The organism is Nonomuraea sp. NPDC052116, assembly GCF_040680035.1.
Taxonomy (GTDB): domain Bacteria; phylum Actinomycetota; class Actinomycetes; order Streptosporangiales; family Streptosporangiaceae; genus Nonomuraea; species Nonomuraea angiospora_A.
Window position 1 is genome coordinate 1 of the sequence record NZ_JBFAWA010000009.1, and the last position, 22576, is coordinate 22576.

The 22576-nt window shown below is 72.0% G+C and carries 22 protein-coding genes; 16 read left to right on the forward strand and 6 right to left on the reverse strand.

The genetic code is table 11. From position 1 onward, the window contains the following. Nucleotides 1-110: 110 nt before the first annotated feature. The gene (locus tag AB0L65_RS18540; protein ID WP_364246669.1) at nt 111-1421 is read right to left on the reverse strand and encodes an extracellular solute-binding protein; all 1311 of its coding nucleotides are present in this window, start codon (nt 1419-1421) and stop codon (nt 111-113) included. 77 nt (nt 1422-1498) lie between these two features. After that, complete coding sequence (locus AB0L65_RS18545) at nt 1499-2764, reverse strand: ROK family transcriptional regulator (protein ID WP_364246672.1); 1266 nt, start codon at nt 2762-2764, stop codon at nt 1499-1501. 88 nt (nt 2765-2852) lie between these two features. Between AB0L65_RS18545 and AB0L65_RS18550 the strand changes: the two genes are divergently transcribed. The 3 genes from AB0L65_RS18550 to AB0L65_RS18560 are packed head-to-tail and all read left to right on the forward strand — an operon-like array spanning nt 2853 to nt 6891. Then, entirely contained in the window at nt 2853-4991 is a 2139-nt protein-coding gene (locus AB0L65_RS18550; RefSeq protein ID WP_364246675.1) for an alpha-N-acetylglucosaminidase TIM-barrel domain-containing protein, read from the forward strand. Nucleotides 4992-4999: 8 nt separating this feature from the next. Beyond that, a complete protein-coding gene (locus AB0L65_RS18555; protein ID WP_364246677.1) occupies nt 5000-5902 on the forward strand; it encodes an N-acetylmuramic acid 6-phosphate etherase in 903 nt (300 codons plus the stop codon). Beyond that, nucleotides 5899-6891 carry a BadF/BadG/BcrA/BcrD ATPase family protein gene (locus AB0L65_RS18560; RefSeq protein ID WP_364246680.1) on the forward strand — a complete coding sequence of 331 codons (993 nt, stop codon included), beginning with the start codon at nt 5899-5901 and terminating at the stop codon, nt 6889-6891. Before AB0L65_RS18555 ends, AB0L65_RS18560 begins: the two co-directional genes overlap by 4 nt. Here AB0L65_RS18560 and AB0L65_RS18565 read toward each other — a convergent pair. Then, nucleotides 6836-7966: a nitronate monooxygenase family protein gene (locus AB0L65_RS18565; RefSeq protein WP_350726402.1), complete on the reverse strand. Its 1131-nt coding sequence runs from the start codon at nt 7964-7966 to the stop codon at nt 6836-6838. The genes AB0L65_RS18560 and AB0L65_RS18565 overlap by 56 nt on opposite strands. A gap of 9 nt (nt 7967-7975) precedes the next feature. After that, complete coding sequence (locus AB0L65_RS18570; RefSeq protein WP_364246682.1) at nt 7976-8659, reverse strand: acyltransferase; 684 nt, start codon at nt 8657-8659, stop codon at nt 7976-7978. A gap of 110 nt (nt 8660-8769) precedes the next feature. Between AB0L65_RS18570 and AB0L65_RS18575 the strand changes: the two genes are divergently transcribed. From AB0L65_RS18575 to AB0L65_RS18630, 12 genes are all read left to right on the forward strand, one after another. Beyond that, nucleotides 8770-10434 (forward strand): CTP synthase, encoded by a 1665-nt coding sequence (locus AB0L65_RS18575; RefSeq protein ID WP_350726406.1) that lies wholly within the window; start codon nt 8770-8772, stop codon nt 10432-10434. After that, nucleotides 10431-11033 carry an NUDIX hydrolase gene (locus tag AB0L65_RS18580; RefSeq protein WP_364246684.1) on the forward strand — a complete coding sequence of 201 codons (603 nt, stop codon included), beginning with the start codon at nt 10431-10433 and terminating at the stop codon, nt 11031-11033. Before AB0L65_RS18575 ends, AB0L65_RS18580 begins: the two co-directional genes overlap by 4 nt. 15 nt (nt 11034-11048) lie before the next feature. After that, the gene (locus AB0L65_RS18585; RefSeq protein WP_364246686.1) at nt 11049-11954 is read left to right on the forward strand and encodes a site-specific tyrosine recombinase XerD; all 906 of its coding nucleotides are present in this window, start codon (nt 11049-11051) and stop codon (nt 11952-11954) included. 118 nt (nt 11955-12072) lie between these two features. Further along, a complete protein-coding gene (locus AB0L65_RS18590; RefSeq protein ID WP_350726412.1) occupies nt 12073-13014 on the forward strand; it encodes a ParA family protein in 942 nt (313 codons plus the stop codon). Then, on the forward strand, nt 13011-13826 hold the full coding sequence (locus AB0L65_RS18595) for a segregation/condensation protein A (RefSeq protein WP_364246689.1): 816 nt from the start codon (nt 13011-13013) through the stop codon (nt 13824-13826). Before AB0L65_RS18590 ends, AB0L65_RS18595 begins: the two co-directional genes overlap by 4 nt. A gap of 769 nt (nt 13827-14595) precedes the next feature. Then, a complete protein-coding gene (scpB, locus tag AB0L65_RS18600) occupies nt 14596-15129 on the forward strand; it encodes an SMC-Scp complex subunit ScpB (RefSeq protein WP_350726906.1) in 534 nt (177 codons plus the stop codon). Nucleotides 15130-15363: 234 nt separating this feature from the next. After that, nucleotides 15364-16311 carry a hypothetical protein gene (locus AB0L65_RS18605; RefSeq protein WP_364246691.1) on the forward strand — a complete coding sequence of 316 codons (948 nt, stop codon included), beginning with the start codon at nt 15364-15366 and terminating at the stop codon, nt 16309-16311. Further along, the gene (locus tag AB0L65_RS18610) at nt 16308-17114 is read left to right on the forward strand and encodes a pseudouridine synthase (protein ID WP_350726418.1); all 807 of its coding nucleotides are present in this window, start codon (nt 16308-16310) and stop codon (nt 17112-17114) included. Before AB0L65_RS18605 ends, AB0L65_RS18610 begins: the two co-directional genes overlap by 4 nt. A 69-nt stretch (nt 17115-17183) precedes the next feature. Then, nucleotides 17184-17543 (forward strand): chorismate mutase, encoded by a 360-nt coding sequence (gene aroH / locus AB0L65_RS18615; RefSeq protein ID WP_185073133.1) that lies wholly within the window; start codon nt 17184-17186, stop codon nt 17541-17543. A gap of 63 nt (nt 17544-17606) precedes the next feature. Continuing rightward, the gene (locus AB0L65_RS18620) at nt 17607-18695 is read left to right on the forward strand and encodes a prephenate dehydrogenase (RefSeq protein ID WP_363963897.1); all 1089 of its coding nucleotides are present in this window, start codon (nt 17607-17609) and stop codon (nt 18693-18695) included. A 437-nt stretch (nt 18696-19132) separates the two neighbouring features. Further along, the gene (locus AB0L65_RS18625) at nt 19133-19471 is read left to right on the forward strand and encodes a hypothetical protein (RefSeq protein WP_364246694.1); all 339 of its coding nucleotides are present in this window, start codon (nt 19133-19135) and stop codon (nt 19469-19471) included. Nucleotides 19472-19539: 68 nt separating this feature from the next. Beyond that, nucleotides 19540-20700 carry an FAD-dependent oxidoreductase gene (locus AB0L65_RS18630; RefSeq protein ID WP_364246696.1) on the forward strand — a complete coding sequence of 387 codons (1161 nt, stop codon included), beginning with the start codon at nt 19540-19542 and terminating at the stop codon, nt 20698-20700. Between the two features lie 50 nt (nt 20701-20750). Here the strand turns inward: AB0L65_RS18630 and AB0L65_RS18635 are convergent, their stop codons facing one another. After that, nucleotides 20751-20951, reverse strand: coding sequence for a DUF2795 domain-containing protein (locus tag AB0L65_RS18635; protein WP_364246698.1), 201 nt, complete (start codon nt 20949-20951; stop codon nt 20751-20753). Nucleotides 20952-20991: 40 nt separating this feature from the next. Then, a complete protein-coding gene (locus tag AB0L65_RS18640; RefSeq protein ID WP_364246701.1) occupies nt 20992-21837 on the reverse strand; it encodes a glycosyltransferase in 846 nt (281 codons plus the stop codon). 108 nt (nt 21838-21945) lie between these two features. On the opposite strand from AB0L65_RS18640, the gene AB0L65_RS18645 reads away from it, so the two are divergent. Next, complete coding sequence (locus AB0L65_RS18645) at nt 21946-22557, forward strand: TetR/AcrR family transcriptional regulator (RefSeq protein ID WP_364246704.1); 612 nt, start codon at nt 21946-21948, stop codon at nt 22555-22557. Nucleotides 22558-22576: the final 19 nt, after the last annotated feature.

Here is a 22576-nt window from a genome sequence, read left to right on the forward strand (position 1 = left end):
GAACCGATGAACGCGCCCAGCAGGTCGTAGCCGGGGTCCATGCGGTCGAGCGTGACCAGGTCGCCGTCGGGGGTCGAGCGGCCCGCGGCGGGGAGACGGGCGGGCTCAGCTCACGAGCCATGATGGGCGTCCCACGACTCCTGCAGGGACTTCAGGAAGGCGTCGGGGGCCATCTTGTCGCTGGTCAGGCCCTGGATGCCGGGGGTCAGCTTGTCGATCATGCCGGGGGAGGCGAAGTCGGGGAACGGGACGATCCCGTTGCCCTGCGCGACCGGCGCGAAGACGCCCGCGATATCGCCGCGCAGCCCCGTGGCGCCCAGCTCGGCCTTGGTGTCGACCGGCATGAACCCGCCGTCGAACTCGATCTTCGCCGCCTCCGGCGAGCCGAGGTAGTCGAGGAACGCCGCGGCGACGTTCGGGTTCTTCGACTTCGACGAGATGGCGTACGCGACGCTGGCGCCCGAGGCGACCTTCGCGGGTTCGCCCGAGGCCGTGGGCATGAGGAAGAAGCCCACGTCGTCCTTCATCTCGGTCTCCAGGGTGGAGGCCGCCCAGTTGCCGGTGATCAGGAACGCGCTGCCGCCCTTGGCGAAGCTCGCCAGCGCGTCGGCGTCGCCCGTGGCGCTGGCCCCGGCGGCGATGTATCCCTTCTTCGCCCAGTCGGTCAGCGTCTGGGTGGCCTTCGTCGCGGCCGGGTTCTCGATCGTCGCGCCCGGCTTGCCGTACACCCACGACCGGTAGTCGTTGACGTCGCCGGTCACGTTGAGCAGCGCGTTCCACAGGTGGAACCCGCCGACCTGGAGCGCGCCGTTGCTCAGCGGGGTCTGGCCGGCGTCCTTGGCCTTCTGCATCGCGGCCTCGAAGTCGGCCAGCGTCTTCGGCGCCTCCTTCACGATCTTCTTGTTGTAGAAGACGCCGAGCACCGACAGCCCGCCGGGCACGGCGTACAGGTTGCCGGTCCCGAACTGCTTGGCCGACTTGTCGGAGCTGAGGACCTCGAGGCTGGCCGGCGGGAACTTGGTGGTCCAGCCGTACGCCTTGGACCACGGGCTCAGGTCGAGGATGAGACCGGCCGGGACCAGGGAGTTCATCGCGCCCGGGTTGTACTGGGCGATGTCCGGCGCCGAGTCGGACGACATCGCCAGTTTGATGGACTTGATGTAGTCGTTGAACGGCGTCATCTGGGGCTTGACGGTGACGTTGGGGTGCTTCTTGGTGAAGCCGTCGATGAGCGCCTTGGTGGGCGGGTCGTTGGTGTAGGCCAGGGTCAGGGTCACCGGGTCGTTCGGAACGGTGGTCGATACGTTGACCTTCGTCGCCGTATTACCCCCCGAACTGCTGGTGCCCGCACAGGCCGTCAGCGCGAACGCCGTCGCGACGCTGAGCGCCGCGACCGCCGCGCGCCGGGCTGGTCTCGTCATGCGTGTGACCTCTCTCCTCAGGGTGGGTGGCGTCGTGTTCTCAACGACCCTCATGGCGGCCGGTTCTCATCCGGTTCTCATCCGGCGGGTCCTGGTCTCACCAGGCCGAATCTGGTCCGTTCGATCTCGTCCAGCGAGTGCAGCAGCGCCCCGTGGACGACGGCGTCCTCCTGGAGCGCCGAGACCTCCAGCGCCGGCTGGTCCAGCGGCTCGCCGGAAAGGTGCCGCCGGAGCGCCGCGAGCAGCGGCTCGCCGCATCTGGCCAGCGGCCCGCCGATGACGACGAGCCGCGGGTTGAGGATCGCCCGGATCACGGTGATCCCCTTGGCGAAGCGCCGGGCCACCACGTCGATCGCCTCCAGCGCCGCCGGCTCGCCGTCGGCGACGGCGTCCAGCACGGCCTCGAGCGCGCGCTCTCCCGCGGCCTCGATCCGGGCCAGGAGCGCGCCGTCGGCGGCGCGTCCGGCCGCTGCCGTGGCCTGGCGCACGATCTCCGCGCCGCCGACCCGGTCCTCGAACGGGCCCAGCCCCTGTGGATGGCCCTGCGGATGGCGGGGCGTCGAGGGACCCTCGGTGAACAGGTCGAGGAAGCCGACGTCGCCGGCGTCATTGGAGGCGCCGCGGTAGAGCTCGCCGTTCAGCACGATACCGGCGCCGACCCGCTCGCCCCAGTGGATCATCACCAGGGAGTCCTCGCGCCGCTCCGCGTCCCGCCACCGCTCGCCCTGCGTGGCCAGCTTGACGTCGTTGTCCAGGTAGACGGGGCAGCCGAGCGCCTCCGTCAGCCGGCGTACGAGGAGGTCCCCGGCCAGGCCGGGCATGCTCGGGATGAGCTTGATGACCCCGGCCGCCGGGTCGACGATGCCGGGGGTGCCCACCGACGCGAACCAGAGGTCGCCGGTCGTGATGCCCGTCGCGCGCAGCGTCCGTTCCACCGTGGCCAGGAGCGTCTCCACCACCTGCTCACCGCCGGGCCCGGCGCCGAGCTGCCGCGCGTCGGAGGCCGTGACCGTGCCGGCCAGGTCCGCCAGCGCCACGCGCACGTCCTGCGGGCTGATCGACAGGCCCAGCACGTGGCCGGCCTCCGCGCGGAACCGTACGAGCTGCGCCGGCCGCCCCGCCCGGGTGGAGTCGCGGTCAAGGGGACCGAACTCGACGAGCCCTTCGGCGACCAGCGCGTTGAGCGAGCGGGTGACCGCCTGGCGGGAGAGCCCCACCGACTTGGCCAGCACGGACACGCTCATGCTGGCCGCCTTCGGCGGCGCGGCCCGCAGCTTGCGCAGGACGGCGGCGGCGTTGACCTCGCGCATGAACTGCGTGCCGGCGGCGACGACCTGCTCCATGCTCTCTCTCCCTGCGATCGGTTGCCGGTACGCTAGCATATTAATTATGGACCGTACGGAACTAATTCGTCGAGGGGTGTGACCTGCAGTGTTGTCCGGTGAGGGCCCGCCCTGGGCGGAAACCGTCCGCGGCCTGGCCCGCCGCGTGCTGGGGCCCGTGGCCGAGTCGGTACGGTTCGCCGCCCGCGACGGCGACGGGCGCGAATACGCCTACGAGGCGGCGGGCGGCGTGCTCGCCATCGCCGCGACGGATGGGGTGAGCGCCTCGGTCGCGCTCCACCACTATCTCCGGGAACGCTGCGGCACGTCCGTGGGCTGGGACACGGTGCTCCCCCTGGGGCTGACGTCGCTGCCCGACGCCCCGCCGCGCCAGGGTGCGGCGCGGGTGCGGGAGGGCTACTACTTCAACTTCTGCACCTTCAGCTACACGATGCCCTACTGGGACTGGGCCGACTGGGAACGCGAGATCGACTGGATGGCCCTGCACGGCATCACCATGCCGCTGGCCGTCACCGGTCACGAGGCCGCGCTGCACGCCGCCTACTCCGCGCTCGGTCTCGACGACCGGCGGATCCGCGGCTTCCTGGGCGGGCCGGGCTACCTGCCGTTCCAGTTCATGGGTTGCCTGGACACCTTCGCCGGCCCGCTCTCCGCCTCCTGGATCGAGAGCCACCGCGAGCTCGGCGCGCGCATCCTCGACCGCGAGCGCGCCTTCGGCATGACCCCCGTGCTCCCGGCCTTCACGGGACACGTCCCGCCCGAGCTCGCGTCGGCGGCGCGGGCCGGTCGCCGCCTCTGGCAGGGGTTCGAGACCTGGGTCCTCGACCCGGCCGACCCGCTCTACGAGCGGATCGGCGCCGAGATCGCCCGCGCGCAGATCAAGCTCTTCGGCACCGATCACCTGTACGCCGCCGACCCGTTCATCGAGATGATCCCCATCGACGCCGACCCGGCCTTCCCCGGGGCCGTGGCGGCGGCGACGCTGGCCGGCCTCCAGGCCGCCGACCCGGACGCGGTCTGGCTCATGCAGGCCTGGCCGTTCTCCTACCAGCGGGAGTTCTGGACCGAGGACCGCGTCAACGCCTTCCTCGACGCGATCCCGGACGGCCGGATGCTCGTCGCGGACCTGTGGGCGGAGCACGACCCGCTGTGGGGCCGCTTCCAGGAGTTCTCCGGCAAGCCGTGGCTCTGGTGCGCGCTGCTGAACTTCGGCGGCCGCACCGACCCGGGCGCCGGCCTGCGCGGCGTGCCCGCCGGGATCGACGCGGCCCTGGCGGCGCCGAGCCCGCCCGCCGGCCTCGGCCTGTCCATGGAGGCCACCCGCAACAACCCGGTCTTCTTCGAGCTCGTCGCCGACCAGATCTGGAACGAGGTCCCCGACCTCGACGCGTGGCTCGACGCCTTCGTGACCGGGCGCTACGGCACCCGGTGGACGGCCGGGCTGCGGGCGGCCTGGCAGGGGCTCCTGGAGACCGTCTACGACACCCGGGGCCTGCCGATCCTCCCCCAGGCGTTCGAAGGCGTCATCACCGCGGCGCCCTCGTACGAGCGCGACCCGGCCGAGCTCCGCGCCGACATCGCCGGTTTCCTGTGGTACCGGCCGGAAGCCCTCGCCGCGGCCTGGGAGCGGATGATCGAGGTGGCCGAGCGCGACCCCGGCCTGGCCGCGGGACCGCTCGGGCACGACCTCGTGGAGACCGGCATCGCGTACATGGCCAGGGTCGCCGACCGCCTCTGCCTCGACGTCCTGGACTCGGCGGGCGGCCCGGCGCAGGTCGACCGGTTCCTGCGGGTCTTCGAGGACCTCGACCGGATGCTGGCCTGCCGCCCCGAGTACACCTTCCGGCACTGGGAGGCCAAGGCCCTGTCGTGGGCCGCCGATCCGGACGACCGCGCGGTCCTGCGGGACAACGCCCGCCGCATCATCACGGTGTGGGGCACCTCGGACAGCCCGCTGCTGGACGACTACGCGGCCCGGCACTGGGCGGGACTGGTCGGCGGCTACTACCGCGACCGCTGGGAGCTGTGGGCGCGGGGTCTCGGACGCGCGCTCGCCGGCGACCCCGGCGCCGAGACGGAGCTGCGGGAACGGCTCCGCGAACGCGCTGAGCTCTTCCTGCGGGAAGGCCCGGGGCCCTCGCCGGACCGGGGCGACCTGGCCATGGAGTCACGCCGGCTGTTCACCGCCTACGCGGGCCGGACCGGCCCGTTCGAACACGATCGATGAGGAGCACGATGCCCCCGGTGGCACCACCGACCGAAAGCCGCAACCCGCGCACCGCCGACATCGACACGCTGGAGTCACCGGACGTCCTGCGGTTGCTGCTGGACGAGGACGCCACGGCGGTCGCGGCCGCCCGCGCCGCCGCCACGGCGCTCTCCCGGGCGGTGGACGAGGCGCATCTCCGGCTGGGCCGGGGCGGAGGCGTGCACTACTTCGGCGCCGGTGCGTCGGGGCGGCTGGCGGTGCTGGACGCCACCGAGATCACGCCGACGTTCGGGGTGGCGCGTGGCCTGTTCACGGCGCACTTCGCCGGCGGTCCTGGCGCGCTCACCGACTCGTCCGTGGACCGGGAGGACGCAGAGGAGCTCGGCGCCATCGACGCCGGGGCGCTCGGCGAGAACGACCTGGCGATCGGGATCACGGCGTCCGGGGCCACCCCGTACGTGGCCGGGGCGCTGCGCGCGGCCCGGGCGGCGGGCGCGCTCACCGTGCTGATCACCTGCAACCCGGCCGCGCCGCTGCGCGACCTGGCCGAGATCCTCGTCGTCGCGGACACCGGGCCCGAGGCGCTCACCGGGTCCACCCGGCTCAAGGCGGGCACGGCGACCAAGGTGCTGCTCAACGCGTTCTCGACGGCGCTCATGATCAAGTCGGGACGTACGTACTCGAACCTCATGGTCGGCCTGGTCGCCACCAACGCCAAGCTGGAGCAGCGGGCGGTGAACCTGCTCGTGGAGGCGACCGGGGAGGACGCCGCGGCCTGCGGCGCCGCGCTGGCGGAGGCGGACGGGCGGATCCCGGAGGCGCTCGTACGGCTGCTCACGGGCTGCACGCCCGGCCAGGCGCGGGAAGCGCTCGCCGCGCAGCCGGGCGTCCGCGCGGCCGTGGCCGCGCTGGGCGGGCACGCCGGATGAGCGGCTTCGCGGGCGTGGACGTCGGCGGCGGAGGCATCAGGACACGGATCGAGAGCGGCGGGGAGATCGCGTACGGCGAGGACTCGGCGCCCGTGCCCCGCACCGAGGGGCGGGTGGACCTCGACCGGCTCGCCCTCCGGATCGCGTCGGTCATAGGGGACGCGGCACGCGTCCCCGGGCGGCTGGACGGGATGGCCGTCGGCGTGACCGGGCTGCCGGGGCTGGTCAGGGAGCCGGAGGCGTTGTGGCGGACGCTGGGGGAGCGGTTCGGGCTCGGCACGCTCGTGGTCGCGGGGGACATGGTGACCACGCACGTCGGCGCGCTCGGGTTCCGGCCCGGGGTGGTGGTCGCCGCCGGGACCGGCGTCATCACGCTCGGCACCGACCTCGAGCGCGTCTGGAACCAGTCCGACGGGTGGGGCCACCTGCTCGGGGACCACGGCGGCGGCGCCTGGATCGGCGCGCAGGGCCTCCAGGCCGCCCTGCGCGCCCACGACGGCCGGTCCGGGGGCTCGGCCGCCCTGCTCGAACACCTGACGGCCCGTTTCGGCCATCCCCTGGACCTGGTGGAGCTCGTCTACGAGTCGGGCTCGCCGGCGCATCACCTGGCGTCGTTCGCGCCGTCCGTGGCCGACGCGGCCCGCGCGGGAGACCCGGTGGCGCGCGGGATCTGGACCGAGGCGGGGCGGCAGCTCGGCCAGACCGCCGTCGCCGCCGCGTCGGGGCTCGACCCGGCCTTCTCCTGGGGCGGCCGGATCTTCGACGCCGCGGACCTGCTGATGGAGCCGTTCCAGGCCACCGTGCGCGACCTGCTGCCGGGGGCCCGGTTCACCCCGCCCGGCGGCACCTCGGCCGACGGCGCGCTCGCGCTGGCCAGGGCCGCGGCGGGCGGCGAGGTCCGGCCGCGGCACCCGTACCTGTACGTCTACGCGGCTAGTCGGAGCCGGTCAGGAGCCGTAGCCGCTCCACCGCCTCCCCGAACTCGCTGATCATGTCGTAGACCACCTCGCGGGCCGGTCGCACCTGGTCGAGCTGGCCCACGACCTGGCCGACGAAGTAGTTGACCAGCTCCACCGCCCCCGGCTCGCCCTTCTCCGCCGCCGCCCCGATGCGGGCCATCGCGCCCTCGGCCACCAGCAGCTGCAGCGGCATGCCGAGCGGTCCGGGGCTCTCCTGGCCGGAGTCCCACTCCTCCGTCCAGGCGGACTTGAGCTGGCGGGCCGGCTTGCCCGTACGGGACCTGGACCTGACCGTGTCCAGCGACGAGGCGGCCAGGAACTTGCGCTTGACCGCGGGCGACGTCTCCGCCTCCTCCGTGGTCAGCCAGACCGAGCCGCACCACACCCCCTCGGCCCCGAGCGCCATGGCCGCCGCCATCTGCCGCCCGGACGCGATCCCGCCCGCAGCCAGCACGGGGACCGGGGCGACCGCGTCCACGACCTGCGGGACCAGCACCATCGTGGAGATGTCGCCGGTGTGCCCGCCCGCCTCGGTGCCCTGGGCCACGATGAGGTCCGCGCCCGCCGCCACCTGCCTGCGGGCGTGCTCGACCGTGCCGACCAGCGCGGCGACCGGCACCCCCGCCTCCCTGGCCCGGGCGACCATCTCGGGCGGAGGCGGCCCCAGGGCGCTGGCGATGAGCCCGATCGGGTGCTTGAGCGCCACGTCGATCAGCCCCGTCGCCCCGGCCGCCGTGACCCGCCTGCCGAACTCGTCCGCCGCCGCCGTCAGCGGCTGCATGGGGGCGCTCACGCCGTACTTGGACAGCAGGTGGGTGACGAAGTCGCGGTGCCGGTCGGGGACGAAGTCCATGAGGTGCGCCTGCCGGTCGAGCGCGGAGGCGTCGACCTTGCCGGGCACGAGCACGTCCACGCCGTACGGCCGGCCGCCCACCTGCCCGTCGATCCAGGTCAGCTCCGTGTCGAGCTGCTCCGGCGAGTACGCGATCGCACCCAGGACCCCGAAACCGCCCGCGTTCGTGACGGCGGCCACGACGTCGCGGCAGTGGCTGAAGGCGAACAACGGGAACTCGATGCCCAGGCGCTCACAGATGGGGGTCCGCATGATTCGACGCTAACCGGCAGAAGCTTGTTCGGTCCATCCCCCGGGGCGGGCCGGGTGCTTCAGGAGGCCGCCGGGGGCGTGCCAGCCGAGCTCCGAGGTGTAGCCGCGGACCACCTTGGCCGGCACGCCGGCGACCACGCTGTGGTCAGGGAACTCGCCGCGGACCACCGCCCCGCCCGCCACCACGCACTGGCGGCCCAGCCTCGTGCCCGGAAGGATGATCGCGCCCGCCCCGATCCACGAGCCGGAGCCGATCGATACCGGGCTGTTACGCGGCCACTGCCGGCCGATCGGCACGTCGGGGTCGTCGTAGACGTGGTTCTGGTCGGTGATGTACACGTACGGGCCGGTGAAGACGTCGTCGCCGATGTCGATCGACTGGTGGGCCACGATGTGCGAGCCGCGGCCGATCGAGCAGCCGCCGCCGATGCGCAGGATGGACTCCGGCCCCAGGTCCAGCCCGGGGCCCATGCCGCAGGACAGGGACACGCGCTCGCCGACCAGCGTGTGGTCGCCGATCTCGATCCACCGCTCGCCGAAGATCGCGCCAGGGGGGAAGGCGATGCTGACCCCGTCGCCGATCCGGCCGAATCGGTAGCCGGCCGGAGCGGCAGGAGTGATCGCGCCCGCGCGCCGGATCGCCCCGTAGGCTCGGTGAATCAGCGCGCCGACTGCCCGCCGTACCAATGACATAGGGACCAAAGTTACCGCTAGGTCAAGCCGTTCGGGCATGTCGGGGGCGTTGTTTGATATCCTGAGAGCCCGTGGACACTTCGACCACACCTCGAGCCACGGGAGCCCCTTTGCGCAGCGCATCGCAAACCAAGCATCTGTTCGTCACCGGCGGTGTCGCCTCCAGTCTCGGCAAGGGGCTCACGGCATCCAGCCTCGGTCGCCTGCTCAAGGCGCGCGGTCTCCGGGTCACCATGCAGAAGCTCGACCCGTACCTGAATGTCGACCCCGGGACCATGAACCCGTTCCAGCACGGCGAGGTGTTCGTCACCGACGACGGCGCCGAGACCGACCTCGACGTCGGCCACTACGAGCGTTTCCTCGACACCGACCTGCACGGCTCGGCCAACGTGACGACCGGCCAGGTCTACTCCAACGTCATCGCCAAGGAGCGGCGGGGTGAATACCTGGGCGACACCGTCCAGGTGATCCCGCACATCACCAACGAGATCAAGGACCGGATCAGGGGCATGGCCGCTCCTGAGGTGGACGTGGTCATCACCGAGGTGGGGGGCACGGTCGGCGACATCGAGTCGCTGCCGTTCCTGGAGGCCGTCCGCCAGATCAGGCACGAGGTCGGGCGCGACAACGTGTTCTTCCTGCACGTGTCGCTGCTGCCGTACATCGGCCCCTCCGGCGAGCTCAAGACCAAGCCGACCCAGCACAGCGTGGCGGCGCTGCGCAGCATCGGCATCCAGCCGGACGCGATCGTGCTGCGCTCCGACCGGCCCGTGCAGACGGCGATCAAGCGCAAGATCAGCCTGATGTGCGACGTGGACGAGGACGCCGTCGTCTCCGCCGTGGACGCGGCCTCGATCTACGACATCCCCAAGGTGCTCCACTCCGAGGGGCTCGACGCGTACGTGGTGCGCCGGCTCGGCCTGCCGTTCCGCGACGTCGACTGGAAGGAGTGGGAGGAGCTCCTGCGCCGGGTGCACCGGCCGGCCAAGGAGGTCACGATCGCCCTGGTCGGCAAGTACATCGACCTGCCGGACGCGTACCTGTCGGTCACCGAGGCGCTGCGGGCCGGCGGGTTCGCCAACGACGCCCGCGTCAACATCCGGTGGGTCAAGAGCGACGACTGCGAGACCCCCGAGGGCGCCGAGCGCGAGCTCGACGGCGTCGACGGCGTGCTGATCCCCGGCGGGTTCGGCGTGCGCGGCATCGAGGGCAAGATCGGCGCGATCCGCCACGCCCGCGAGGGCAAGATCCCGCTGCTCGGCATCTGCCTCGGCATGCAGGGCATGGTCATCGAGGCGGCCCGCAACATGGCCGGCATCGAGGACGCCAACTCCGCCGAGTTCGACCCCGACACCAAGCACCCGGTCATCTCCACCATGGCCGACCAGGAGGACGTCGTCGCCGGCGAGCGCGACATGGGCGGCACCATGCGGCTCGGCAGCTACACCGCCAAGCTCGGCGAGGGCACCCTGGCCAGGCAGCTCTACAGCGGCAAGGCCAAGGCCGACGAGCGCCACCGCCACCGCTACGAGGTCAACAACGCCTACCGCGAGCAGCTCGAGAAGGTCGGCCTGGTCTTCTCCGGCCTGTCTCCCGACGGCCGGCTGGTCGAGTACACCGAGCTGCCCACCGACGTCCACCCGTTCTTCGTCGGCACCCAGGCCCACCCCGAGTTCCGCTCGCGCCCCACGCGGGCCAACCCCATGTTCAAGGGCCTCATCTCCGCGGCCCTGACCTACGCCGACGCGCGAGTCTCCACCAAGGTGACCCAGTGAGAATCGAAGACACGCCCGAGGCGTGGGATGTCGTCGATTCCAAGGAACGCTTCCGCGGCCACGTCATCACGGTGGTCACGGACTCGGTCAAGATGCCCCGCGACGAGGTCGCCGAGCGCGACGTCGTGGTGCATCCGGGCTCGGTCGCCGTGCTCGCGCTCGACGACCGGGAGCGGGTCCTGATGATCAGGCAGTACCGCCACCCCACGCGCATGCTGATGTGGGAGCTGCCCGCCGGGATCCGCGACGTCGAAGGCGAATCGCTCGTCGACGGCGCGGCCCGCGAGCTCGCCGAGGAGGCCGGCTACCGGGCCGACACCTGGCACACCCTCGTCGACCTGCGCTCCTCCCCGGGCATGACCGACGAGCGGATCCGGGTCTTCCTCGCCCGCGACCTGACCAAGATCGAGACCGACTTCGTCCACCGGCACGAGGAGATCGACATGCCGGTCGAGTGGGTGCCCCTGCCCGACGCGGTCGAGAAGGCGCTCATGGGAATGATCCACAATTCCCCGGCCGTGGCCGGTATCCTCGCCGCGTACGCGGCTTCGGTTGAGGGATTCGCCCTGTTGCGCCCCGCCGACGCCCCAGAGGCGTGACCGGAAGGACCTTTCGTGGAGGCGGTGCTCTCCAGCTACCTCGCCCATCTGGCGGTGGAGCGGAGCCTGGCTGCCAACACGCTCGCGTCCTACCGTCGTGACCTGCGGCGATACGTCGAACACCTGCACGCGCGCGGCCGGGCGGAGCTCGACGAGGTGGGGGAGGCCGACGTGCTGGCCTTCCTCGCCGCGTTGCGCGAGGGCGACGGCGAGCACCCCGCGCTCGTCGCCAGCTCGGCCGCCCGCGCCGTCTCCGCCGTGCGCGGGCTGCACCGTTTCGCTCTGCGCGAAGGTGTCACGGCCCACGACCCCGCCCACGAGGTACGCCCGCCGCGCCAGCCGCGCAGGCTCCCCAAGGCCATCAGCGTGGACGAGGTCGAGCGGCTCATCGCCGCCTCCGGCCCCGACGGCGCGCCCCTGACCTTGCGCAACAGGGCCCTGCTCGAGGTCCTGTACGGCACCGGCGCCCGCATCTCCGAGGCCGTCGGGCTGGCCGTGGACGACCTCGAGGTCGACCAGGTGCGCCTGCGCGGCAAGGGCGAGCGCATGCGCGTCGTGCCCCTGGGCCGCTACGCCCGCTCCGCGCTCGACGCCTACCTCGTACGGGCCCGCCCCGGCCTGCTCGCCCACGGGCGCGGCACCCCGGCCGTCTTCCTGAACGCCAGGGGAGGCCGGCTGACCAGGCAGGGAGCGTGGGAAGTGCTCCAGGCCGCCGCCGAACGCGCCGAGCTCGACGGGATAAGTCCCCACGTTCTTCGCCATTCCTTCGCAACCCATCTGATAGACGGCGGCGCTGACGTTAGGGTGGTCCAGGAGTTGCTCGGCCACGCCTCCGTGACGACCACACAGGTCTACACACTGGTGACGGTCGACAAACTTCGCGAGGTCTACGCCGCCGCGCATCCACGTGCCCGGCAGTGATCTATAGTCTTTTGCGACGTGCGGCAGCCCTCGGCGTGCCGCCTTGCCGCCTAAAGTGGCGAGCCCATAGTGTCCGTCCGGACGGTCCGGTTCGGGATCGTCAGGGAGGTTCGAGCTGGTGACTGTGACGACCAAGGGTTCGACCCCGGGGACCCCCGACAACCCCTGGGGCGACACGAAGACCAACACGCCTTCCAACGGCGTCAATCTCGGGCCCACGCAGCGGCCCAGGCCCGTGTTCCCCGAACCGGTGCCCCCCGCGGTGCACGGCCCGGCGCGCGTGGTCGCGATGGTCAACCAGAAGGGTGGCGTCGGCAAGACGACGACCACCATCAACCTGGGCGCCGCGCTCGTCGAATACGGGCTCAAGGTGCTGCTGGTCGACTTCGACCCGCAGGGCGCGCTCTCCGTCGGCCTGGGCATCAACCCGCTCCAGCTCGACCTGACGGTCTACAACCTGCTCATGGAGCGGGGCGTCACCGCCGAGGACGTGCTGCTGGAGACCGGCGTCGAGGGCCTCGACCTGCTGCCCAGCAACATCGACCTGTCGGCCGCCGAAGTGCAGCTCGTCACCGAGGTAGCCCGCGAGCAGGTGCTCGGCCGGGTGATCAAGCCGCTGCTGCCGCACTACGACGTGTGCCTCATCGACTGCCAGCCGTCCCTCGGCCTGCTCACGATCAACGCGCTCACCTGCGCCCACGGCGTCATGGTGCCGCTGGAGTGCGAGTTCTTCGCGCTGCGCGGCGTGGCGCTGCTCATGGACACGATCTCCAAGGTCCAGGAGCGGCTCAACGAGGACCTCGAGATCGAGGGCCTGCTGGCCACCATGTACGACGCCCGTACGCTGCACGGCCGCGAGGTGCTGGCGCGCACGGTGGAGGCGTTCGGCGACAAGGTGTTCCACACGGTGATCAACCGTACGGTCCGCTTCCCCGACGCGACGGTCGCCGGTGAGCCCATCACCACCTTCGACCCGTCCTCGCTCGGTGCGAACGCTTACCGTGAGCTGGCCCGCGAGGTGCTCTCTCGCTGGTCGGCGCCTGCCACAATGGCCAGGTGACCGACGCCGAGCAGCCTCAAGGGTTCCAGGTCCACCTGGACGTCTTCGAGGGACCCTTCGACTTGCTCCTCGGCCTCATCGCCAAGCACAAGCTGGACATCACCGAGGTCTCGCTCTCCAAGGTCACCGACGAGTTCATCGCGTACATCCGCTCCCGGGGGCCCGAGTGGGACCTCGACCAGACCAGCCACTTCCTGCTGGTCGCGGCGACCCTGCTCGATCTGAAGGCGGCCCGGCTGCTGCCCTCGGGCGAGGTCGAGGACGAGGAGGACCTGGCGCTGCTGGAGGCCAGGGACCTGCTGTTCGCGCGGTTGCTGCAGTACAAGGCGTACAAGGAGGTGGCGAAGCTCTTCGCGGGGCGGATGGCGGAGGAGGCGCTGCGCTTTCCCCGTACGGTGCCGCTGGAGCCGCAGTTCGCCAACCTCCTGCCCGAGCTCATCCTGGGCATCGGGCCCGAGCAGCTCGCCAGGATCGCCGCCAAGGCCTTCACCCCCAAGCTGCCCCCCACCGTCAGCGTCGGGCACATCTACCAGCCCCTGGCGAGCGTCAAGGAGCAGGCGGCCATCCTCGTCATGCACCTGCGCCGCCTCCGGCGCGCCACCTTCCGCACGCTGGTGGCCGACTGCACGGGCACTTTCGAGGTCATCGCCCGCTTCCTGGCGGTGCTGGAGCTCTTCCGGGAGTCGGCGGTTACCTTCGAACAGGTCGAAGCGCTGGGGGACTTGCACGTAACCTGGACGGGCGCTGACGACGGGGACGTCGCGGTGGGGGACGATTACGAGGAATCCGCGGAGAAACCACGCAATGACTGACAACCCACTGCCCACCCCTCGCCGATCCCCGGACTCCGAGCCCCCGCTCCCCGCCTGGATGTCCCTCCCCGGCTCCCTCGCCCAACCCTCACCCCCTGAGGCGGAGGACACAGCCGAACCGCCATCCCCGCCCCCACCACCGCCCCCAGCCGACGCCCCGCAACCGGACGACGCCGCGATTACGGACGACGCCGCGATTACGGACGACGCCGCGCAATCGGCCGACGCTCCGTTTACGGGCGACGCCCGACCGACTGACGGGACGCCGCCGACGGACGAGGCGGGATCGACCGACGGGACGCTGCTGACGGATGTGGCGGGACCGACGGACGGGGCGACGCTCGCGGTGGAGGCGCTTTCGGCCGACGGGCCGCTTTCGCAGGAGGCGCCGCCGGACAGCGCACCGACGCCGGACGCTCCCTCCGCCACCCCGGGCGCGGGTCCTTCGGGCGCCGGGTCGGCGGGTAGCGGTGCGGTGGAGTTCGGCGCAACGCGTGCGGCCGAGGAGGCGGGCGCTGCGGAGGCGGGCGCTGTGGAGGCCGGTGAGGCGCTGGCGATTGACGGTCGCGAGGCGAGCGGCACGGCCACCGCCCCGGCCGCTCCGGAGGCCGGTGAGGCGTCGGCGGGTGACGAGCGTGACGCAAGTGGCGTGGATGCCGCCCCGGCCGCGGCTCCCTCGGGCGCGGGTCCGGGGTGGGGTGTGGAAGGCCTCGAAGAGGAGCCCGGGGACGCGGAGGAGGGGCAGGAGCGCGCGGGGGAAGGGCCGACGTTGGCGGCGGCGTTGGAGGCCATCCTGCTCGTCGTCGATGAGCCCGTGGCCGAGATCACCCTGGCCCAGGTGCTGGAGCGGCCCACCCACGAGGTCGCCGCCGCATTGCGGGGCCTGGCGGCGGAATATACCGCTGCCGGCCGAGGTTTTGACTTGAGAGATGTCGCGGGCGGCTGGCGTTTTTACACGCGTGCCGACTGCGCACCCCTGGTCGAGCGGTTCGTACGCGACGGCCAGCAGACGCGGCTCACCCAGGCCGCGCTGGAAACACTTGCGGTCGTGGCTTACCGGCAACCGGTGAGCCGGGCCCGCGTCGCCGCGGTACGCGGCGTGAACAGTGACGGCGTCATGCGGACGCTCGTCGCGAGAGGGCTGGTCGAAGAGGCCGGCACCGACCCGGAGAGCCAGGCAGTGCTCTACCGGACAAGCTCATACTTCCTTGAACGTCTGGGACTGCGGGACCTCAGCGAGCTCCCCGAGCTCGCGCCCCTCCTCCCCGACGACGTGGAAAACCTCGAGGAGACAACAAAGTGATCAACAGGCGTAGCACCCCGTCCGGTGATGGACGCGGTCGTGGACGTACCGGCGGCTCGGGTCAGGGCCGAGCGGGACGTCCCGCCTTCCGCTCCGATTCCAGTTCAGGGTCCCGTTCCGGCGGCGGCTTCCGCGGCGGATCCGGGGACTCCCTCCGCGCCGACCGGAGCGGCTCGCGCGCCGGATCCGGCGGCCGCGAGCAGAGGCAACCCCGCGGCGAGCGCTACCCGGCGCGTGACGACCGCGGCAGCCGTTACGAAGACCGCGGCAACCGGACCGAAGACCGCGCCGGCCGGAACGACGACCGTGGGAGCCGGTACGAAGACCGGGGAAGCCGGTACGACGACCGCAACGGGCGCGGTGAGCGCCAGGAGCGGCCCTACGGCGACCGGGGCGGATACCGCTCCGAGCGCCGCGACGACGAGCGCGGCGGCCAGCGTGGCGGCGGTTTCCGCGACGACCGCCGTGGTTACGGCGCCGGGCGTCGTGACGACTCCGGCGGCGAGCGCGCCCGCGGTTCCCGCGACGAGCGTGGCGGCTCCGGAACCGACCGACGCGACGAGCGCGGCGGGTACGGCGCCGGCCGACGTGACGACCGTGGCGGTTACACGGCCAACCGGCGTGACGACCGCGGCGGTTACGGTGCCGGCCGACGCGATGACCGTGGTGGTTACGGTGCCGGACGGCGCGATGAGCGCGGCGGTTCCGGTGCTGGGCCGCGCGATGAGCGAGGCGGCTTCGGTGCCGGGCGGCGCGATGAGCGCAGTGGTTACGGTGCCGACCGACGCGACGAGCGTGGCGGTTACGGTGCCGGGCGGCGTGACGACCGCGGCGGGTACGCGGCCGGCCGACGCGATGACCGTGGCGGTTACAGCGCTGGACGGCGCGATGAGCGCGGCGGCTTCGGTGCCGGGCGGCGCGATGACCGCGAGGGCTTCGGTGCCGGCCGGCGCGACGACCGCGGCGGTTCCGGTGCCGGGCGGCGTGATGAGCGCAGTGGCGGTGGCGGGTTCCGGGTCGATCGGAGTGGGCGCAGGGACGGCGGAGCTCCGGCTTCCTCGCGTGCCCGGTTCGGCAGGCGGGACGGCGATGCCCCCCGCACCGCCGACCGCGCCCCCCGTACCCCCCGCCGCGACGACGTGCAGACGATCGGCAGCGGCAGCCCCCAGCGCGACCGCGTGAAGGCCGCTCGCCAGCCCCTCCGCGACCGCGACTTCTACCCCGACGACTACACCGACGAGCGCGACACCACCGAGGTCCCCAACGGGGTGCGGCTGCAGAAGGTGCTCGCCCAGGCGGGCGTGGCCAGCCGCCGGGCCTGCGAGGAGATGATCGGCGACGGCAGGGTCACCGTGAACGGCCAGGTCGTGCGGCGGTTCGGCGCCAAGGTGGACCCGGCGACGCAGGTCATCCACGTGGACGGCAAGCGCGTCCCCACCGCCCCCGACCTCGTCTACTACGCCATGAACAAGCCCATCGGCGTCGTCTCCACCATGAGCGACCCGCAGGGCCGCCCGTGCCTGGCCGACTACGTGGAGGAGCTGGCCCCGAGGCTGTTCCACGTGGGCAGGCTGGACACCGAGACCGAGGGCCTGCTGCTGCTCACCAACGACGGCGAGCTGGCCAACCGGCTGACGCACCCCAGCTACGGCGTGCAGAAGAAGTACTGGGCCAAGGTGCCGGGCCCGATCCCGCGCGACCTGGGCCGCAGGCTCAAGCAGGGCATCGAGCTGGAGGACGGCATCGTCAAGGCCGACAGCTTCGCGATCGTGCAGGAGCACGGCCAGCAGGCGCTGGTCGAGGTCGTCCTGCACGAGGGCCGCAAGCACGTCGTCCGGCGCATGCTGGAAGTGGCGGGCCACCGGGTGATCGACCTGGCCAGGATCGAGTTCGGCCCGGTGAAGCTGGGCCGTACCAAAGCCGGGACGGTCAGGGCGCTGACCTTGAAAGAGGTCGGTGAGCTTTACGCGGCCGTGAAGCTGTAATCTGGCCGGACGCAGGAGCCCGTGCGAACCTCCGCACGGGCTCTCCCGCTATGGAAGGGGACAAACCACATGGTGCGGGCGATCCGCGGGGCGATCCAAGTGGAAGCCAACGACCGCGACTCGATCATCGCAGGCACGACCGAGCTGGTCACCGCGATCATGGAGCGTAACGAGCTGACCACCGACGACGTGATCAGCGTGCTGTTCACGGCCACGCCCGACCTGACGGCCGAGTTCCCGGCGCTCGCGGCGCGCAAGCTGGGCTTCCACGAGGTGCCGCTGATCTGCTGCACCGAGATCGACGTGCCGGGCGCGCTGCCCCGGGTGGTACGCCTCATGGCCCACGTCGACCTCGACCGCCCGCGCTCCGCGATCCAGCATGTCTACCTGCGTGGCGCGGTGAAGTTGCGGCAGGATATCGCCCAGTAACGCCCGGCGATTACGTCAGGGCATACTCACGCCCACTATGGCCCGATAAATCAGGACACCGAGATGGAACTTCGCACCGCGCTCGTCGTCGGCACCGGCCTCATCGGCACTTCCGCTGCCCTGGCGCTGCGCAAGCGCGGCGTACGCGTGCTGCTCGCCGACCGCGATCAAGCCGCCGTACGGCTGGCAAGGGAGCTGGGCGCGGGCGAAGACTGGGACCCGGACGAGCAGCACACCGGCGAGGTGGACCTGGCGATCATCGCGGTCCCCCCGGCCCACGTGGCGACCGAGCTGCTGGAGCTGCAGCGGATCAACGCCGCCAGGTTCTACACCGACGTCGCCAGCGTGAAGGCCGAGCCCCTGCACCGGGCCACGCAGCTCGGCTGCGACCTGACCTCCTACGTCGCCTCCCACCCGCTCGCGGGCCGCGAGAAGTCCGGCCCGGGGGCGGCCAGGGCCGATCTGTTCCTGGGCCGGCCGTGGGCGCTGTGCCCCACCGACGAGGCCGACCCCGAGGCCAAGGCGACCGTGCTGCGGCTGATCGAGCTGTGCGGGGCCAACGCGGTCGAGGTGAGCGCGTCCGAGCACGACCGCGCGGTCGCCGTCGTCTCCCACGCGCCCCACGTCGCCGCCTCCGCCGTGGCGGCCCGCCTGGCCGACGCCACCGACGTCGCGCTCGGCCTGGCCGGTCAGGGCGTGCGTGACGTCACCAGGATCGCGGGCAGCGACCCGAGCCTCTGGCTCGGCATCCTGTCCGGCAACGCCTCCCCGGTCGCCGAGGTGCTCGAAGCCGTCGCCGCCGACCTGGCCGACGCCGCCAGCGCCCTGCGCGCCCTGGCCGAGGGCGACGGCACCGCCACCAACGACATCACCCAGCTGCTCAAGCGCGGCGTCGTCGGCCACGACCGCATCCCCGGCAAGCACGGCGGCCCGGCCTCCTCCTACGCCGTCGTCCAGGTCGTCATCGGCGACCGCCTCGGCCAGCTCGCCCGCCTCTTCCAGGTGTGCGACGAGGTCGGGGTCAACGTCGAGGACGTGCGCCTGGAGCACGCCCCCGGGCTGCCCCTGGGCATCGCCGAGCTGTCGGTCGAGCCCGACGCCGTGTCCATGCTGGTCGAGGCCCTGCGCGAGCGCGGCTGGGAAGTTCCCTAAAGAGGCGGATCGTCCTGTCAGAGCCCTGGCGCGACCGGTGTGGGGAGAAGAAAGAAAACGCCCCAAGGCCGCCTGGTCGGCGAGAACTCCAGCCGGTACCGGCGCCCTGCTAGCACCCCGCCCGCCTCCCTTCCACTGGTTATCGAACACTCTATCGCCTGGCCTATGATTCCCAGCTGAATATCGACGCGGAAGACACGTCATGTCACCAGACGGAACGTCTTCGACGACGCGATGCGCCGGCGGGCCAACGCGTCGCCGACGTCATAGACGTACGTGCCGTATTCCCAGCTCCAGGCCCTGCCCGCCGAGCCCGAAGCCCTGAGGGCGCGCGTCGTCGCGGACGTGCGCGCCTGGATCGACGGGGCCGCGGAGGACGCCAAGACCTCCGACCCGAGTGCCAAAAGGAGGACTGGCTGGTCCACCTCGACCGGTACGTGGCCGAGTACATGACCCGGCTGCTGTACGAGAACCCGGTGCCGTTCAAGGTCAGATCCGCCGCGTACCAGGCGTTGAGGACCACCAAGGGCGTCGGTGACCTCGGCCAGGTGAGGGACCCGCTGAACCGGCCCGGTCAGAAGGTCGCCCTGCCGGTCTACGAGCGGAAGAGTTCGGTGCTCAAGGAGCAGTTCATCGTGGACACCCGGACGATGACGCTGCTGGCCCACTACACCGACCTCCAGGACGGCGGCAAGCAGCTGGCCGGCAAGACCGCGGTCGAGACGTACAAGGTCGGCTGGACCGACGACAAGCCCGCCGTGCCCGCCGCCGGCTAGCGCCGGCCCCGATGTCACATCCGAGCCTCCTCGATCCGTCTTCAGGCCGGATCGAGGAGGTAAGGACAATGACCGACATTCTGGTACTCGGAGCCGGCTACACCGGAGTCGTCGCGGCCATCAGGACCGCCGTCAGGACCCGCCGCACGGGCGGCCGGGTGCGGCTGGTGAACGCCTCGCCGAGGTTCACCGAGCGGCTCAGGCTGCACCAGACGGCGGCCGGGCAGCGGCTGACGGACTTCCCGCTGGAGGACGTGGTCGCGGGCACCGGCATCGAGTTCGTCCAGGGCCGGGTGGCCGGGCTGGACGTCGAGCGGCGGCAGGCCCGGCTGGCGGACGGGCGCGTGCTCGGCTACGACAAGCTGATCTACGCGCTCGGCACCGTCACCGACGCCTCGGTGCCCGGCGTCGCCGAGCACGCCTTCGTCTACGACGACTACGCGGGCACCGTACGGCTCGCCGAACGCCTCGCCGCCCTCGCCTCGAGCCCCATCGCGGGCACGGTGGTCGTGGCCGGCGGCGGGCTGACCGGCGTCGAGTCGGCGGCGGAGATCGCGGAGGCGCACCCGCACCTGCACGTGGTCCTGCTGACCAGGGGGCGGCCCGGCTCCATGATGGGCGAGCGGGCCCGCGCCCACCTGGACGCCGTGCTGGAGCGGCTGGGCGTCGAGGTGCGGACCGGCGCGGACATCACCAAGGTGCTGCCGGAGGGCGTCGAGCTGGCCGGGGGCGAGCTCGTCCACTCCGACGCGACACTGTGGACCACCGGCACCAGGGGGCTGCCGCCGGCCGCCGAGTCCGGGCTGACCGTCGACGGCCGCGGCCGGATCGTGGTGGACTCCGCGCTGCGCTCGGTGTCCCACCCCGACGTGTACGCCGTCGGCGACGCCGCCGCGGTCAGCCAGTCGTACGGCGTGCTGCACGGCACCTGCCAGGGCGGCATCCCCACCGGCCTGCACGCCGCCGACTCGCTCGCCGCGACCCTGCGCGGCAGGACCCCGAAGGCGTTCCGGTTCGGGTACGTGCATCAGCCCCTCTCCCTGGGGCGGAAGGACGCGGTCATCCAGTTCACCCGACGGGACGACAGCCCGCGCAGGTGGTACCTGAAGGGCCGGGCGGCGATCACGTACAAGGAGACCGTCAGCAGCAGCCCGATCCCCACGTTCAGGCTGCTGAAGCGGGGTCTGGTGCCCGTGTGGGCGTTCGCGCTGACCGGAGGGCTCGGGTGAACGGCACGACGGGCGGGGCCCAGGGCCCCGCCCGTCGCGTTCTTGCGTGATCAGCGCCTGGTCGTCAGGGCCTCGGTCACGTCACTCGGGTCGTCGAACATCTCGTGGTCGGGCAGGGTCTCCAGGGCCTTGATGATCTCCTTGCTCGCCTTGCGCTCGCGAGCGGCCCTGATCAGGTCCTGCTTGTTGGCCGGAAAATCCACGCCGCTCAGGTTCTTGAGCAGGTCGATCGGGTTCGGTATCGTTGTCATAACTCTGTGCTGCCCGACTGTCACGATATGTAACATTCGGTCAGTAATCGTGCCGTTCTAGCCGCTGTCGTGCCCGTTCCACCTCGGCCGGCAGTTCCCGCCGCTCGGCCAGTGCCCGCGACAGCCTCGGCGCGGCCGTACGCAGCCCCTCCCAGCCCGCCGGGCCGGCGCGGAGCGCGTCCAGCGACCGCCGCGCCACCACCCGCCACGGGCGGCGCAGCACCGCGGTCAGCACGGCGTCGCACGTGGCCAGCACCTGCCTGTCGCGCGGGTCCCCGGGCCGGGGCGGGTGGTGGTGGGCCACGACCTCGTCCACGTACGCCAGCCCCCACCCCTTCGCGGCCAGGTCCACGGCCAGCCGCTCCTCCTCGCCGATGGAGAAGAGCACGTCGTCGAACCCGCCCGCCTCCAGGAACGCCTCCTTGCGCACCACCGCCCCGAACACCGGGAACCCCAGCACGCTCGGCCCCGGCAGGTCCGGCTCCACGCCGAGCGGTGAGTCGCGCATCGCCTCCGACACAGCGTCCAGGCGCTCCTCCGGCCCCACCAGCACGCGTGCCCCCAGGACGGCCAGCCGCGGATACGCGTCCAGCACGTCCGCGGCCCGCTCCAGCGCCCCCGGCGCCCACCAGGAGTCGTCGTCGGCGAAGGCCACGTACGGGGTATCGGCCAGGCGGACGCCGAGGTTGCGGGCCGGCGCGCCCAGGTCCCTGCCCGCCTCCACCACGTGAACGTCCGGGAAGTGGCGCCGCACGAACCCCGCCGTCCCGTCGGTCGACCCGTTGTCGACGAGGATCGCCGGGGGCGGGTGCAGGGGAAGCGTGCGGGCCAGTGCCCGCAGCCTGTCCTTGCAGGCCACGACCACGGTGACGCGCGGATCGTTCACAGAGAGCCACTTACCGTGCCGCGCTCTCTTACTCCTCTCGGTTGACGCGCTCCCCGGAAAGGGGTATCAAGGGCGGTAACAGTGTTACCGAGAGGAAACGGCGTTACCGTGAGCACTGCGTACCAGCAGGCCCAGCAGGAGGGACAGAGCGTCGTCCGGGCCGCGATCCTCGACGTCGCCACGCACCTGCTCGCCACCGAGGGGCCGGCGGCGCTGACCGTGCGGCGGATCTCCGGCGAGGTCGGCTGCTCGACCAAGGTGATCTACACGCTGTTCGGCGGCAAGGACGGGCTCAGCCAGGCGGTGTGGCTGGAGGGGTTCGCGCGGTTCGAGCGGTGGCTGCTCGAGGGGATGGGCCCGGATGATCCCCTGACCGGGCTGCGCAAGGGCATGGCGGCCTACCGCGCCTACGCGCTGGCCGAGCCCGACTACTACCGGGTCATGTTCCAGGGGGCGATGCCGGGGTTCAAGCCGGACCAGGAGTCGGTGCAGGCCGCCAGGCGGACGTTCGACCTGCTGCTGCGGCGCGTGGAGGAGTGCCTGGAGGCGGGGGTGCTGCGCGGGGGAGCGGCCCGGGAGATCGCCGATGTGCTGTGGATGGCCATGCACGGCGCCGTAAGTCTTGAAATTTCTGGCTATTTCGAGCCCGACGAGGTGGCACAGCGCTACCAGCTGCTCTGCGCCTCGGTCCTCGCGCCTTTCCTGGCCCAAGGCGCCTGACCCACGAGAGGAACGTGAC

Bases quoted from the DNA above. Each gene is read 5' to 3' on its own strand.
- AB0L65_RS18560 (WP_364246680.1), top strand. From the start codon at position 5,899: ATGAGCGGCTTCGCGGGCGTGGACGTCGGCGGCGGAGGCATCAGGACA.
- AB0L65_RS18545 (WP_364246672.1), bottom strand. From the start codon at position 2,764: ATGGAGCAGGTCGTCGCCGCCGGCACGCAGTTCATGCGCGAGGTCAAC.
- AB0L65_RS18620 (WP_363963897.1), top strand. From the start codon at position 17,607: ATGGAACTTCGCACCGCGCTCGTCGTCGGCACCGGCCTCATCGGCACT.
- AB0L65_RS18540 (WP_364246669.1), bottom strand. From the start codon at position 1,421: ATGACGAGACCAGCCCGGCGCGCGGCGGTCGCGGCGCTCAGCGTCGCG.
- AB0L65_RS18565 (WP_350726402.1), bottom strand. From the start codon at position 7,966: ATGCGGACCCCCATCTGTGAGCGCCTGGGCATCGAGTTCCCGTTGTTC.
- AB0L65_RS18630 (WP_364246696.1), top strand. From the start codon at position 19,540: ATGACCGACATTCTGGTACTCGGAGCCGGCTACACCGGAGTCGTCGCG.
- aroH (WP_185073133.1), top strand. From the start codon at position 17,184: ATGGTGCGGGCGATCCGCGGGGCGATCCAAGTGGAAGCCAACGACCGC.
- AB0L65_RS18635 (WP_364246698.1), bottom strand. From the start codon at position 20,951: ATGACAACGATACCGAACCCGATCGACCTGCTCAAGAACCTGAGCGGC.
- AB0L65_RS18555 (WP_364246677.1), top strand. From the start codon at position 5,000: ATGCCCCCGGTGGCACCACCGACCGAAAGCCGCAACCCGCGCACCGCC.
- AB0L65_RS18570 (WP_364246682.1), bottom strand. From the start codon at position 8,659: ATGTCATTGGTACGGCGGGCAGTCGGCGCGCTGATTCACCGAGCCTAC.